Below are 14447 nucleotides of genomic sequence, written 5' to 3'. Positions count from 1 at the left end.
CTGGGCCGCCGTCAGGTAGCAATTGGAGGAGCGGATAGAGTTGGGGGAATGAAGAAGCGTGCTCTCCTCGCCGGTGCTCTTGCCGTTCCCGCGGCCGCCGGAATCTGGGGTGCGGTCATCGAACCGCACCTCTTCGCCGTCCGCCGCCACACGCTGCCGATCCTGCCTGCCGGAGCCGAATCCATCCGGGTCCTCCACGTCGCCGACCTGCACCTGGCGCCCTGGCAGAAGCACCGCGCCTCCTGGGTCAAAGCGCTCACCCGCCTCGAACCCGACCTCGTGGTCAATACCGGCGACAACCTCTCAGCCGACATCGTGCCGGCCGTCCTCGACGTCTTCTCCGGCCTGCTCGATGTCCCCGGTGTGTTCGTCCTCGGGTCGAATGACTTCTTCTCCCCGCAGGCGAAGAATCCCGCGAAGTATCTGCGCTCACCGTCCGAGGTCAAACACCGAGTGAACCCCGACCTCGACGTCAAAGCCCTCGTCCACGGGTTCGAAGAACCGACATCCGCGTCCGGTTCCACGTCCCGAGGGCAGGGATGGCATTTCCTCGACAACACCGAGGCGGCCCTGACGATCAAGGGCACCCGTATCCATTTCTCGGGCCTCGGCGACGCCCATATCGACCGCGACCGGATCCGTTGGAGTGAGGGAGAACCGGGAGAAGGCGTCCTCGACCATCCACGGTTCGACCCCGAGGCCGGGATCAAGGTCGGCGTGACACATGCCCCGTATTCGCGGACCTTGGAGGCGTTCGCCTCGGCAGGGGCGGATCTCATCATGGCCGGACACACGCACGGCGGACAGATCCGAGTGCCCTTCTGGGGTGCACCGGTGACGAACTGCGACCTCGATCGAACACGCGCACGCGGAGTTTTCCCATACCGGCAGAGTCTCGTCGCCATCTCCGCAGGTCTCGGCTTCTCACCGTACTCACCAGTGCGTTTCGCCTGCCGACCGGAGGTCAGCGTCCTGGAACTCGTCGCAAGGGCGTAGGCCGTTCAGCGATTTCTGAAGGTCTGCACAAGGCGAATTCGTTAAACTGACTACCATGGTGTCTCCTGAGTCAAACGCCCCACCCACAAAAATGGGCGCGTTCATGCAGTTCGTGGCCGTCAGTGCGGTGGCGGGAATCGTCGCTGCCGGTCTGGCCATTCCCGGCGTCGGCGTCGCAACAGCCAGCGCGAACAGTGCTGTCGAGATCTTCGACTCGCTTCCCGCCACCTTGGAGATCAAGGAGCTGGGCGAGAAGTCGACGATGCTCGCCTCCGACGGTTCTGAGCTCGCCGAATTCTACTGGCAGAACCGCCAGGAGGTGCCTCTCGACGAGATCTCGCAGGACATGCAGAACGCGACGATCGCGGTCGAGGACTACCGGTACTTCGAACACGGCGGCGTCGACATCGAGGGCATCGCCCGTGCAGCGGTGCACAATATGGTGTCGTCGACGACTCAGGGCGGATCGACGCTGACCCAGCAGTACGTGAAGAACGTTCTCGCAGAGAACGCGCACGCCGAGGACAACGCCGAAGGTGTGGCAGCGGCGAAGGAGTCCGAAGGCACCGCCGGCTATGCGCGTAAACTGCGCGAGGCCAAGCTCGCTGTCGCGGTTGAGAAGAAGTACGACAAGAAGGAAATCCTCAACCGCTACATGAACATCAACAACTATTCGGGTTCCCCGAACGTCTACGGCGTCGAAGCCGCCGCCTATCGGTATTGGGGCATCCACGCCAAGGATCTCAACATCCAGCAGTCGGCGATGCTCGCCGGAATCGTGCAGAACCCATCGGCTTTCAATCCGCAGCGGTTCCCCGACCAAGTCCTCAAGCGTCGCAACATCGTGCTGGGCCAGATGCTCAAGTACGACCACATCACGCAGAAGGAATACGACAAGGCGGTCAAGACCGACCTCGATCTCGATCTGCACGAGACTCCGAACGGCTGCTCTGCGGCCAAGAGCAAAGCCGAATTCTTCTGCAACTATGTGCAGAACGTCATCATGAATGATGAGACTTTCGGGGATACTGCCGACGAGAGACTTGCATTCCTCCAACGCGGGGGCCTGACGATCAAGACCAGCCTCAACCCCGATATTCAGAAGATCGCGGACAAAGAGGTCAAGAAGCGCGTCCCCGTCGGCGACCCCTCCGGCGCCGGACATGCCCTGGTGACGATTGAACCGGGAACCGGTGAAGTCATCGCAATGGCAGAGAACCGTGAGTACTCCGTGGGAGAAGTCAAGAAGAAGGACAAGAACAAGAAGACCTCGATCAACTACACCGTCGACAAGAAGCACAACGGCGGCGGCGGATTCCAGGTCGGTTCGACGTGGAAGCCCTTCGTGCTCACGGCCTGGCTGAAGGAAGGCAAGAGCCTCAATACGACGGTCAATGCGACGAAGCGCAACTTCCCGGCCAGCTCTTGGACGTACGACGGCTGCCCGAACATGTCCGGAGATTGGGACCCGAACAACGCCGGAGACGGTGAAGGCAGGGGTTCGATGACCGCGCTCGAGGCAACGAAGAAATCCGTCAACACGGGCTACGCGGCCATGGGCAACCAGATGAACATGTGCGACATCATGGACACCGCGATGGATCTGGGCATCCGCTACGGTAGCGGTGAGACGCTTGATCATGAGGACAAGTCGGGCTTCATTCAGGCCCTGTCTCCATCATCGATCCTCGGAACGACAGAGACCACACCCATCGCCATGGCCGCAGCGTTCGCCACCTTCGCGAACGAAGGTGAGTTCTGCGGTCCCAAACCGATCCTCGAGATAAAGGATCGCAAGGGCGAGAAACTCGACCTGCCGGGTGAAGGCTGCAAACGTGTCCTGTCCAAGGATGTGGCCAGGGGCGTCGCCTACGCGCTGACGCAGACGTTCAACGGCGGTACGACCAGCTCGCTGAAGATCGGAGTCCCGGCCGGTGCGAAGACCGGTACGACGAACTTCGAGGTCGGTCACACCTGGTTGCTCGGCTTCACGAAGACCCTGTCGACCGCGGTGTGGACGGGAGACCCGAGCGGTACGCATGACTGGCGTACGAATGGTGCCGGCGCAGTCCGCGGCCACATCTACGGTGCCACGATCTCAGGTAAGACCTGGCAGGCGTACATGAGCCAGGCGGTGAAGGAGACCAAGGGCAACACCGGCTTCCCGAAGCCCAGCAGCAAGTTCTTCCAGGGCGGCGGGACCGGTGGCGGAAGCTCCTCGTCCAGCACGAACCGCGGCGGAGGCGGCGGTGGCGGCACCGGTGGCGGAACCGGCGGCGGTGGCACCAGCGGCGGAAACGGCGGCGGTGGCAACTCCGGAAGCAACGGCGGCGGTGGCAACTCGGGCAACAACGGCGGCGGAAACTCCGGCAACAACGGCGGCGGAGACGGCGGCGACGGCGGTGAGGCTCCTGGCCTCGGCGGCAACTGACCCGCGGTGACCTCGTGACCGGCCGATAGACGCCATCGGACACTGTTCCAGTGAAGGCGGGGAGGACCTGGTCCTCCCCGCCTTCACTGTCCCGTCTGCATGTAGGCCGGCGCCGGCTCGAGCAGTCGAACACAGCCGTCTCGGAACGCAGGTGCCCGGCCTGTCCGGTCTGGGCTAGTGTGGGGAACGGACCAGCGTCGTCGACCACACCAGGAAAGCCTGGTCATCCCGGATCACCTCGGGACCGCCTCGGCGACGCATCAACAACTGAGGAGAATCATGACCAAGTGGGAATACGTCACCGTGCCGCTCATCGTCCATGCGACGAAGCAGATCCTCGACCAGTGGGGTGAGGACGGATACGAACTCGTGCAGGTCGTCCCGGGTCCGGACAACAACGGACTCGTGGCCTACCTCAAGCGCCCGAAGGAATGACCCGAATCCGGCGCTGAGGCGATTGCAGACCATCCCCGCACCGCCGTCGTCCTCCTGACCACCCCCACCGAAAGAAGAATCATGTCGAAGACCCTTGAGCGTCTGAGCGAACTCGGCCTCGAACTGCCCGAGATCGCCACCCCCGCCGGTGCCTACGTTCCCGCACTGCGCACCGGAAACTATGTCTTTACCTCCGGCCAGCTGCCCGTCGTCGACGGCAAACTGCCCGCCACCGGGCACCTGGGCACGGACGTCGACCTCGACACCGGATACCAGCTGGCACGCACCGCCGGGCTCAACGCCCTGGCCGCCATCGCCGGGGTCATCGGCGACCTCGATGAGATCGTGCGCGTCGTCAAGGTCACCGGCTTCGTCAACTCCGCCGATGACTTCACCCAGCAGCCGGCCGTCATCAACGGCGTGTCCGAACTCTACGGTGAGATCTTCGGAGACCGCGGCCAGCACGCGCGCAGCGCCGTCGGCGTCAACACGCTGCCACTGGGCACGCCCGTCGAGGTCGAAGTCATCGTCGAGGTCTCAGGCGATGCCGCTTAGCGGACGCACGCTTCCCGTCTCGTCGGAACTGCGGTGGCTGCTCGACCACTGGCAGTCCGACGGACGGTGGCCCGTCCCCGAAGCCCCGCGCCCCACCTCGGCGATCGTGCTGATCCGGGACTCCGCGGACGGGCTGGAACTCTTCATCACCCGGCAGCTCGACGCTCGCGGCGTCGAAGACCGCAACCGGTGGGCGTTTCCCACCAGCAGCCTGCGCCCGGGAGATGTGCGGAAGCTGCCTTTGGCCGGGTGGAATTCGGCCCGGTGCGCGCGTGCGCTGAGCATCGAGAACAAATCCCGCGCCCTTCACCACTTCTCTGCGGCCGCCCGCATCACCTTCGCCGCCACCGGAATCCTGCTCGCCGAGGATGTCGACCGGGAGATCGTGGCCTCACCGCAGACGGACTGGCACACCACCCGGTCGAGGCTGTTCTCGAACGAAGTGTCATGGTCGCAGGTCCTACGCGACCGTGACCTGCGGCTACGTCCCGATCTGTGCAAACCGTGGCTGCGCTGGATCAACACTCCCACCCAGCTGCACCGGTTCGACACCACATACTTCATCGCCACCGTGCCCTTCGGCCAGGAAGTCGACTTCCTGTCCCCGAACGAGACCTCCGCCGGCTGGAAACGCCCCGGACAGATCCTCGCCGAGGTGGGCGGAGACCCCAACCGCATCAGCGCGGCCGCCCGCATCATCGTCGAAAGCCTCACCGGGGTCCCGTCCGTGGGAGCGGCCATGGCACAGATCCGCAACGTCCACCCGCTGCGCCCGGAGATCATCGCCGACGACGGCGACTGGAAAGTCGTCATCCACACCGGCAAAGACCCTCACAGCAAAGGCAGCCTGCGCGACCGTGCGGTCGCCGTCGGCGAGACCGACACCGACCAGAACCCCGGCTTCCTGACCTTCAGCGGCGATGACGACGAAACGACAGACGAGGAGAGCGAGGACTCATGAGAATCCGTGCGAACAATCCCAGCCCGATGACCCTGACCGGAACGAACACCTACGTGCTCACCAGTCAGGACGACACCTCCGCGGTCGTCATCGATCCCGGACCGGAGATGGCCGACCACCGTGCGAATTTCCTCGCCGAGGTGGCCGACCGTGACCTGGCAGCGATCGTTCTCACCCACCAGCACGCCGACCATTCCGAGATGCTCGGAAGCATCGACCAGTGGGCCCCCGAGGTTCCCGTCTACGCTGTGCTCGAGCGTTTCGCCCGGCACACGGATCCCGTGGTCGACGGCGACGAGATCGCCTTCGGCAGCACCCCTGCCGATGTTCTGCGCGTCGTCGCCACCCCCGGCCACACGAGCGACAGCATCAGCCTCATCCACTCCGGAGCCCTCTACAGCGGTGATACGATCCTGGGGGAGGGGACGACGATCGTCACCCACCCGGAAGGCTCGCTGCGCGACTACCTGAACTCCCTCGACCGGTTGAGAGAACTGTTCGACGCCGGTGAGTTCGCGATCATCGAGCCGGCCCACGGCGAGCGCATCGACGCCCCCGCCGAGGTGATCGACTACTACCGCTCCCACCGACTCGAACGCATCGAGCAGGTCAACGCGGCACTCGAGCAGGGAGCGAGCACCGCCTCGGAGGTCTGTGACATCGTCTACCACGACGTCGATGACAGCGTGCGGCCGGCGGCCGAACAGATCGTCAAGGCCCAGCTGGCCTACCTCGACGCTTTGCCCGCAGCCGACGCCTGAGGCACGCCGCTGACGTCGCAGCTGCAAGCGCCTTGAGTGCCCTGCCGCGGTGCATGGCACGCGACGTCTTCGGTCTAACTGGATGACACACCACTCACGACTCAGGTTCTGATCCAGTCATCGAGTTTGAACTCGATGACTGGTCCAAAACGTGAGTACGAAGCTTCCCGGACCTGAGGCGACAGCCACTGCGACGGCGAGCGCCGGTCACGACGCACACTTGCCCGTGCCAGCACGAACGCCCCAGCCGAAGCGGCTGGGGCGTTCGTGCGATGTGGGGGTTAGGACGCCGCGAGGAGGATCAGCGGGCGCGGTTGCGCATCCTGTCCATGTCGAGGATGACGACGGAGCGGGCTTCGAGACGGATGAAGCCGCGGGCGGCGAAGTCAGCCAGCGCCTTGTTCACGGTCTCACGGGAGGCGCCGACGAGCTGAGCGAGCTCTTCCTGGGTGAGGTCGTGAGCGACGAGCACACCGTCGGGTGCCGGCTTCGAGAAGCGGGCTGCCAGGTCGAGCAGGGCCTTGGCGACACGGCCGGGCACGTCGGAGAAGACGAGGTCGCCGACGGTCTCGTTCGTGCGTCGCAGACGCTGGGCGAGAGCCTTGAGCAGGTTCATCGCGGCCTGCGGGCGCTCGTTGAGCCAGGTGGTGAGGTCCTCGTGCCTGAGGCTGAGCAGCTCCGACTGGGAGACCGCGGTGACAGAGGTCGAACGTGGGCCGGGATCGAAGAGGCTGAGCTCGCCGATGATCTCGCCCGGGCCGACCACGGACAGCAGGTTCTCACGGCCATCGGAGGACTCGCGGCCGATCTTGAGCTTGCCCGAGGAGACGATGTAGAGCTCGTCACCGGCATCGCCCTCATGGAAGAGCACGGTTCCCCGACGGAGACTCCGCGGGTTCATGAACTTCATCAATGCACTGGTGGCTTCATCGTCCAGACCTGCGAAGAGCGTCGCGCCCCGCACCACTTCAATATCCACTGGTTCCTCCTTGTCGTGATAATCACACATAAATCTACCTGGTCATCTGCATCGATACCAGCAAAGACGTGGGAGTGTGGCCCATCAGTCTGAAAACCTCTGCCGCATCGCCCGACACGACTCCCGACCACACCGTTTCCGCAGACGGTCGCGTCCCGGCGCGCGGATCCGGGCACACATGCCTGCGCCGAGGGTGTGACCGGCGTGACTGCGGAATGACGGGGCACGGATTAGGATGGTGAGTCGTGTTGACTGTGGCAGAGAAGAGCGCGCGGAAGTTCGCGAAGGAGACCCCGCTGGGGCGGACCCGCCGGGCCCGGAAGATCCATCGCATCCTCGCCGAGGTGTATCCGAACGCGAAATGCGAGCTCGACTTCGAGACTCCGTTCCAGCTGCTCATCGCCACCGTCCTGTCCGCTCAGACCACCGATATCCGCGTCAACTCCGTCACCCCGAGCCTCTTCGCCGCCTTCCCCGACGCTCACGCCCTGGCCGTGGCCAATCTCATCGAGGTCGAGGAGCACATCCGCTCCACCGGGTTCTACCGGGCGAAGGCCCGCAACATCGTCAAGCTCGCGAACGAACTCGTCGACGAGTACGACGGTGTGGTCCCGAACAAGTTGGACAAGCTCGTCAAGCTCGCTGGAGTCGGGCGCAAGACCGCGAACGTTGTCCTCGGCAACGCCTTCGACACTCCAGGACTGACCGTCGACACCCATATGGGCCGGTTGGCGCGCCGCTTCGGGTGGACGGAGGAGACCGATGCCGTCAAGGCCGAGCATGAGATCGCGGCCCTGTTCCCGAAGAAGGATCTCACCATGCTCTCGCATCGGGTGATCTTCCACGGCCGCCGCATCTGTCATTCCCGGAAGCCCGCTTGCGGAGCATGCCCCCTGACCGCGCTGTGCCCCTCGTTCGGCATCGGGGAACTCGACCCGGAGAAGGCACGCGCCATGCTCCGGTTTGAAATGGCACCCTTGGCCACTCCCACCGAGGAGGCTGTCGCCGAGGACGGACAGTGAGCGCCCGAATCCCCGACCTTCCACCCGAATCGGCGACGATCGCCGATGGAGCCCTGCGCGGGCAGCTCGAAGCCCTCGCCGCCTCGCACGGGTCCCCGCTGTGGCTGCGCCGACAGAAGGGAACGGCCGAGGCTGCCGCCCGTGACGCCGCCGTGCTCATGCTCTTCGGGCGTGGGGGAGAAGCCCGCACCGAGGCGGGAGAAGCAGAAGCATCGCGCCTGGCCGAACTCGGCGTCGCCGACGTCGACATCGTGCTCCTCCAGCGGGCTGCGACCCTGCGCCATCATCCCGGCCAGGTCGCCTTTCCCGGAGGGGGCCGTGACCCCGAAGACGATTCCATGGCGGCCGCCGCACTGCGGGAGGCCGAGGAAGAAGCTGGAATCTCCCCGCACACCGTCGAAGTGCTCGGAGAGATGGATCCGCTTTATATTCCGGTTTCGAAGTTCGAGGTCACCCCTGTCGTCGGCTATTGGCGTCAGCCCGGTCGGGTGCATGTGATGGATCAGCGGGAGTCGTATTCTGTCTACAGGGTGGCCATCGCCGATCTCGTCGCCCCTGCCAATCGCGGCACCTTCTCCCGTCCCGATCTGAAGATCTCGACCCCGGCCTTCGACGTCGGAGTGCTCAAGGTCTGGGGCTTCACTGCCGGCATCCTCGATTTCGCCCTCGACCATCTCGGCTGGGCGGGCGCATGGGACAAGACGGCTCCCATCGCGATCGATTTCTGAGGCATCGATTTCTGAGGCAGATGCGAAGGCGGCGCCGGACTTGATGTCCGGCGCCGCCTTCGTTCCTGCCGCGGTTCTCAGTATTGCAAGGAGTGTCAGTACCTGGGGCCCGAGGGGTTCTTCACCGCACGCTTGACCGAGGCCACGAGCGATTTGGCCGAGCCGATCGCGGTGCCGGGCACCGGGTTGCCCTTCTTGAACAGCGGGAGGGCGACAAGCACGAGGATGATCGCGATGACGGCGAGGATACCGAAGACGATGAGGAAGCTGCCCCACCACGGCCAGCCCAATCCCTCATGGAATGCGGCCGCACCGGCGAAGATCACCATGAACGAGGACAGGAAGAGCAGGAAGAGAGCGACAACGGCCAGTCCGGCTCCGATGCCCAGGTTCTTCGCGCCGGCAGTGGCTTCGGCCTTGGCGAGGGCAATCTCTTCTTCGGCGATCGCTTTGGAATCGTCGCTGATGCCTTTGATCAGTTCGCTGATGGACCGTTCGGCCATGAGAGCTCCTAAATCGAGAACGAGGACAATCTAACTTAAGAGTAGTCTGATCGTGCCCTGCGGCCAAAGGCGAATCGGCGGGGAACCGGGAAAACCCGTCGGATCCCGACGACGGCCGCTATGCGGCAGGGTCGTCTGTCACCGACGGGTCATCCGACCTCGGCATCAGAGCGAGGTTCAGGCTTCTGAGACGGACTTTTCGATCTGGTCCATCACCGAGGCATCGGCGAGGGTCGACGTATTGCCGACCTCGCGGTTCTCGGCAACGTCCTTGAGCAGGCGACGCATGATCTTGCCGGAGCGTGTCTTGGGCAGGTCCGTGACGATGTGGACCTTCTTCGGCTTCGCGATGGGGCCGATGTCCTTGCCCACGTGCTGACGCAGCTCCTCAGATGTCTCGGAGGAGTCCTCGACTCCATTGGAGACGATGACGAACGCGACGACGGCCTGCCCGGACGTATCGTCGGCAGCGCCGACCACAGCCGCCTCGGCGACCTTGGGATGCGCGACGAGCGAGGACTCGATCTCTGCGGTGGACAGGCGGTGACCGGACACATTCATCACATCGTCGACGCGGCCGAGGAACCAGATGTCCCCGTCCTCATCGCGGCGGGCCCCGTCACCGGCGAAGTACGTGTCTTCGAACCGTGACCAGTAGGTCTCCTTGAAGCGCTCCGGGTCTTTCCAGATCCCGCGCAGCATCGACGGCCAAGGCCGACGGATGACGAGCAGCCCGCCTTCGGGGCCGGCCGGGTTCTCACCCGAATCATCGACGACGTCGACGGAGATGCCGGGAATCGGACGCTGGGAGGAACCGGGCTTGGTCGACAGTACGCCGGGCAGGGGAGCGATCATATGGGCCCCGGTTTCCGTCTGCCACCAGGTGTCGACGATCGGGCAGCGCTCACCGCCGATGACGCGGTGGTACCAGCGCCAGGCCTCGGGGTTGATCGGTTCGCCGACGCTGCCGAGCAGGCGCAGACTGGACAGATCGTACTTCGCCGGGATCTCCTCGCCCCACTTCATGCACGTGCGGATCGCCGTCGGGGCGGCATAGAGGATCGTGGCCTTGTACTTCTCGATGATCTCCCACCAGCGACCCTGATGCGGAGTGTCCGGGGTGCCTTCGTAGATGATCTGAGTGGTGCCGGCGGCCAGTGGGCCGTAGGCGACATAGGAGTGACCGGTGACCCAGCCGACGTCGGCGGTGCACCAGAAGACATCCGTCTCGGGCTTGATGTCGAAGACGGCCTTCATCGAGTACAGCACCTGAGTGAGGTAGCCGCCGGTGGTGTGGAGGATGCCCTTGGGCTTTCCTGTCGTCCCGGAGGTGTAGAGGATGAACAGGGGGTGCTCCGAGTCGAAGAACTCGCATTCGTGTTCGTCGCTGGCCCGGCCGACGGAATCCTCCCACCACTGGTCGCGGCCTTCGACCCAGTCGGCGTCCTGACCGGTGCGCTTGACGACGAGAACGTGCTCGACCGGAGTGTCACCCCGAGAGATCGCTTCGTCGACGGCCGGCTTGAGGCTCGTGGGCTTGGCGCGACGGTAGCTGCCGTCGGCGGTGATGACGACGCGGGCTTCGGCGTCGATGATGCGCGAGTGCAGTGCATCGGCGGAGAATCCGCCGAAGACGACCGAATGTGCAGCACCGAGGCGAGCACAGGCGAGCATCGAGATCACGGCTTCGGGAATCATTGGCAGGTAGATGGCAACCCGGTCGCCGCTCTTGACGCCGAGGTCGGTCAGCGTGTTCGCCGCCTTCGACACCTCGGCGAGAAGTTCGGCATAGGTGAAAGCACGGGAATCGCCCGGTTCGCCTTCGAAGTTGATGGCCACCCGGTCGCCGTTGCCGGCGAGGACGTGGCGGTCGAGGCAGTTGTAGGCGACATTGAGCTTTCCGCCGACGAACCATTTCGCGAACGGCGGATTCGTCCAATCGAGGACCTCGTCGAAGTCCTCGTGCCAGTCGACGAGCTCACGGGACTGTTCGGCCCAGAAGCCCAAGTAGTCTGCCTCGGCGCGTTCGTATTCGTCGGCCTTGACGTTGGCGTCTGCGGCGAACTGCTCAGGCGGGGCAAACGTCTCTGTCTGCTCGGCAGCGGTTTCGGTCATGCTTTCCCTCCGACTTCCTTGGTGGATCGAAAATTCTAGTTGCACTGTATACCGGTGGTCGGGGGCAGTGGAGGGCAGTTTCATGCGATGAACGGGGAAATCGGGGGTAGCCGCCGCGCCATTGTCGTGGTATGGGTCACATGGCTTGGACGGTGATGAGGTCACCGAAGAGCCTCCTCGGTGAGGGAATACGCGGTTCCCGGCGTGCCTGAGAAAGCGCGTATGAGTGCACAGGAGGCCTGTGTTCTGCAAGGATGGGGTCAGAGTCCGTCGGGATCCGACCCGCGCGGACACGGAAACACTGTTACCTTTCCCCGAGATCGACTGGAGTCAGCGATGAGTTCGCCGCAGCATCCAACCGGGTCCGGGCCACAGCCGTGGCAGGATCAGCCCCCGCAGTACCCGGGCCAGAACGCGCAGCAGCCCGGCGGTCAGCCGCCGGCCTACGGTTCGGGACCGGGACAGTTCGGCTCGGCGCCCGGGCCGGCCTATGGTTCCGCACCGGGACCCTACGGATCGGCACCCGGACAGCCCGCCGCGCAAGGACCCTATGGATCGGCTCCAGCCCAGTACGGGTCGGGACCCGGACCATACGGATCTGCTCCCGGGCAGTACGGCTCGGCACCGGGACCGTACGGGTCAGCGCCGGGCCAGGGTCAGTTCGGCCAAGCGCCTGCGCCCAAGCGGAAGACCGGCCCGGGAATCCTCGGCCCGCTGACTCTGCGCGATCTCTTCCTCCTCTTCGCCGGTCTGCTCGCCTTCATCGCCCTGTTCGTGCCCTACCGCAGCTACAGCTACGGCTTCGGACATGAGACGACGACGCTGTGGCATTGGAACGTCGCGGATATGGGCGCGCTCGTATTCGGGGTGCTCGCGATCCTGCTCATCGTGGCGGCCGTGCTCGTCAACAAGCTCGGCAGCAGCCGACTGCGGGTCGGGTCGCTCAGCCTCGACCAATTCATCTCCGTGCTCTCGGCGATCGCGTTCACCTATGTCTTCATCGACCTGCTCACCTCGGCGGTCTACTGGCATGTGGGCTCGTACCTGACGTTCTTCGCGGGGCTCATCGCATTCTTCGCCGGAGTGTTCACGATTCTGCCGTTCTTCGCCAAGGAATTCGCCGGCCGCGAGGACATCGAGACCCATCCGAAGGCTCGCCCCGTCACCAAGCACACCCAGCATCCGGCACCGGTGGCCAATGTGCCCGGTGCGACCGGACCGGGTGCCGGCGCACCCGGATTCGCACCGTATGGTGCCGCTCCGGCCGGCGCTGGTCAGCCAGGATTCGGACAGCCGGGTACCGGCGATTACGGTCAGCCCGGCGGACCGGGACAGTCCGGCCAGCCGACTCAGTTCGGTGCGCCAGGACAGTCGGGTCAGTTCGGCGGTCCGGGGCAGTCGGGTCAGCCTGCACAGCAGGGTCAGCCCGGCGACGACCGGTTCGGTCAGTCGGGTCAGTTCGGCGGTCCGGAACAGCAGAGCCAGTTCGCCCCTGCCGACCAGCAGAACCAGCCGTCCGCGCAAGTCGGCCATCCGTCCGACGAATTCGGCCAGTCTTCCGACGACCAGAACCAGCTCAGCCCTTACGCTCCGCCGCAGGAGCAGGACGCCGAGCGTTCTGCCAGCTCCTTCGCCGCGCCTGCCAACACCTCGGGCGCGGGCGCTGCGCCCGGATCCTCAGACACGACATCTGACCAGGCCTCGGCCGACGGGCCGGTGCACAGCACCGGTGACGGGCAGACCTATCTGGGCCGTCGCGATTCGGACGCCCCGCAGCATTCGCAGAGCGAGCCGACTCAGGCGTTCGGTGTCGGAGCCGGCCGGCCGCAGGACGATACGGCCGACGGTCAGCTCACCGGCGCGAGCGGCCAGGCTGCTGAAGCCGAGGCCCAGCCCACCGACGCAGGCAACAAGTCACATTCGGGCGCTGCGGCCGCTGCTGCAGGCGCCGGGGTGATCGGCGCCGGTGCTGCCGGTGTCGCTGCCGCACACGCGGATTCCGAACGTCGGCGTGGCCGCCACGCCGCTCCCGAATCGGAGACCGACTCCGTGTCGTCTGCTGAGACCGATGCGGCGAATGAGGACACGTCCGCGGACAGGTCCATGGCCGCCTCGGCGAAGGAGGACGACACCCCGACGGTCGTGTCGCCGGCCGAGAGCAGCGACCTGGTCTCCAAGGTCAACGCGAAGTCCTCGGATACGAACTCCGCAGAAGACGCAGATATCGCCGGCGCGGGATCGGCCGCACAGTCCCAGGCCGCCTCGCCATCGGAGTCCTCGGCCTCGACCGACGAAGCCCCGGCGCAGGGTCAGGACGACGATGCGAATGTCCGCTCCACCGAGGCCACGGTTGTCAGCACTCCGGCAGACGGCCCGGTCGTCGCAGACGGCAAGCCCACGGCCGATGACAGGTCCCCGGCCGATGACACGGCGCCTGCGGGCGATGACACAGCGGCGGATGATGACGGTCAGGCGACCGCTGTGATGGAGCCGGCCACCAGTGCGGAGCGGACGACCGCTCCCGAAAGCGAAGAGCCGACTCAGTACGTTCCTGTCGCCGACTACGCCAACCGTCCGGAGACCGACGGGCGCGCGGACAGCTCGACCGACGCGACCATGGCGCAGACGGCCGTCGACAACCAGCCGGTGCCCGCCGATGCCGGTCAGAACCGGTCCGGTGATGCGCAGAACGACGGTCGGAACGCCGGTCACGACAACGGTCGGGCACAGAACCAGGACGGTGGACGACGCCCCATCATCCAGGCGTTCTGGTTCGCCGTTCCCGAGCCGCGCGAAGCCGTGGACGAGACCACCGGAATGCCGGTGTTCACGATCTACCCCGGCGACTGGTACCTCAGTCTCGAGGACAACGGGTCCTCGTTCACGGTCCGCGACTCCGACGGCAGCACCACCGGTGTCCTGCGCAATATCGAAGGAATCCAGCGCGGCTGATTCGGTCCG

The 14447-nt window shown here is 65.2% G+C and carries 12 protein-coding genes; 9 read left to right on the top strand and 3 right to left on the bottom strand.

Going from position 1 to position 14447, the window contains the following annotated elements; all coding sequences use genetic code 11:
- The first annotated feature begins 48 nt into the window (after positions 1-48).
- The 6 genes from AD89_RS0107995 (at position 49) to AD89_RS0107970 (ending at position 6139) form a co-directional block, all read left to right on the top strand.
- Entirely contained in the window at positions 49-996 is a 948-nt protein-coding gene (locus AD89_RS0107995; RefSeq protein WP_025778082.1) for a metallophosphoesterase, read from the top strand.
- Positions 997-1051: 55 nt separating this feature from the next.
- A complete protein-coding gene (locus AD89_RS0107990; RefSeq protein WP_025778081.1) occupies positions 1052-3427 on the top strand; it encodes a transglycosylase domain-containing protein in 2376 nt (791 codons plus the stop codon).
- A 279-nt stretch (positions 3428-3706) separates the two neighbouring features.
- Positions 3707-3862 carry a hypothetical protein gene (locus AD89_RS20130; RefSeq protein WP_009883339.1) on the top strand — a complete coding sequence of 52 codons (156 nt, stop codon included), beginning with the start codon at positions 3707-3709 and terminating at the stop codon, positions 3860-3862.
- Between the two features lie 81 nt (positions 3863-3943).
- Positions 3944-4417: a RidA family protein gene (locus tag AD89_RS0107980; RefSeq protein ID WP_025778080.1), complete on the top strand. Its 474-nt coding sequence runs from the start codon at positions 3944-3946 to the stop codon at positions 4415-4417.
- Positions 4407-5378, top strand: a complete 972-nt coding sequence (locus AD89_RS0107975; protein WP_025778079.1) for a hypothetical protein — start codon at positions 4407-4409, stop codon at positions 5376-5378. Before AD89_RS0107980 ends, AD89_RS0107975 begins: the two co-directional genes overlap by 11 nt.
- Complete coding sequence (locus AD89_RS0107970) at positions 5375-6139, top strand: MBL fold metallo-hydrolase (protein ID WP_025778078.1); 765 nt, start codon at positions 5375-5377, stop codon at positions 6137-6139. Before AD89_RS0107975 ends, AD89_RS0107970 begins: the two co-directional genes overlap by 4 nt.
- Positions 6140-6440: 301 nt before the next feature.
- On the opposite strand, the gene AD89_RS0107965 is transcribed toward AD89_RS0107970, so the two are convergent.
- Entirely contained in the window at positions 6441-7118 is a 678-nt protein-coding gene (locus AD89_RS0107965) for a Crp/Fnr family transcriptional regulator (protein ID WP_025778077.1), read from the bottom strand.
- 245 nt (positions 7119-7363) lie between these two features.
- Here AD89_RS0107965 and nth point away from each other — a divergent pair, with 245 nt between their 5' ends.
- Together nth and AD89_RS0107955 are read left to right on the top strand one after the other, a co-directional pair.
- Entirely contained in the window at positions 7364-8140 is a 777-nt protein-coding gene (gene nth / locus AD89_RS0107960; RefSeq protein ID WP_051505149.1) for an endonuclease III, read from the top strand.
- Positions 8137-8868, top strand: coding sequence for an NUDIX hydrolase (locus tag AD89_RS0107955; protein ID WP_025778075.1), 732 nt, complete (start codon positions 8137-8139; stop codon positions 8866-8868). Before nth ends, AD89_RS0107955 begins: the two co-directional genes overlap by 4 nt.
- A 95-nt stretch (positions 8869-8963) precedes the next feature.
- Here the strand turns inward: AD89_RS0107955 and AD89_RS0107950 are convergent, their stop codons facing one another.
- Complete coding sequence (locus tag AD89_RS0107950; protein WP_025778074.1) at positions 8964-9371, bottom strand: phage holin family protein; 408 nt, start codon at positions 9369-9371, stop codon at positions 8964-8966.
- 177 nt (positions 9372-9548) lie between these two features.
- Positions 9549-11486 (bottom strand): acetate--CoA ligase, encoded by a 1938-nt coding sequence (gene acs / locus AD89_RS0107945; protein WP_025778073.1) that lies wholly within the window; start codon positions 11484-11486, stop codon positions 9549-9551.
- A gap of 336 nt (positions 11487-11822) precedes the next feature.
- Here acs and AD89_RS0107940 point away from each other — a divergent pair, with 336 nt between their 5' ends.
- Positions 11823-14438 (top strand): hypothetical protein, encoded by a 2616-nt coding sequence (locus AD89_RS0107940; protein ID WP_025778072.1) that lies wholly within the window; start codon positions 11823-11825, stop codon positions 14436-14438.
- Positions 14439-14447 lie beyond the last annotated feature (9 nt).

It is taken from the genome of Brevibacterium sp. VCM10 (assembly GCF_000583215.1).
GTDB lineage: Bacteria > Actinomycetota > Actinomycetes > Actinomycetales > Brevibacteriaceae > Brevibacterium > Brevibacterium linens.
Note: the sequence above shows the minus strand (reverse complement) of the source record. Positions and strands in the feature narration are given on the sequence as shown.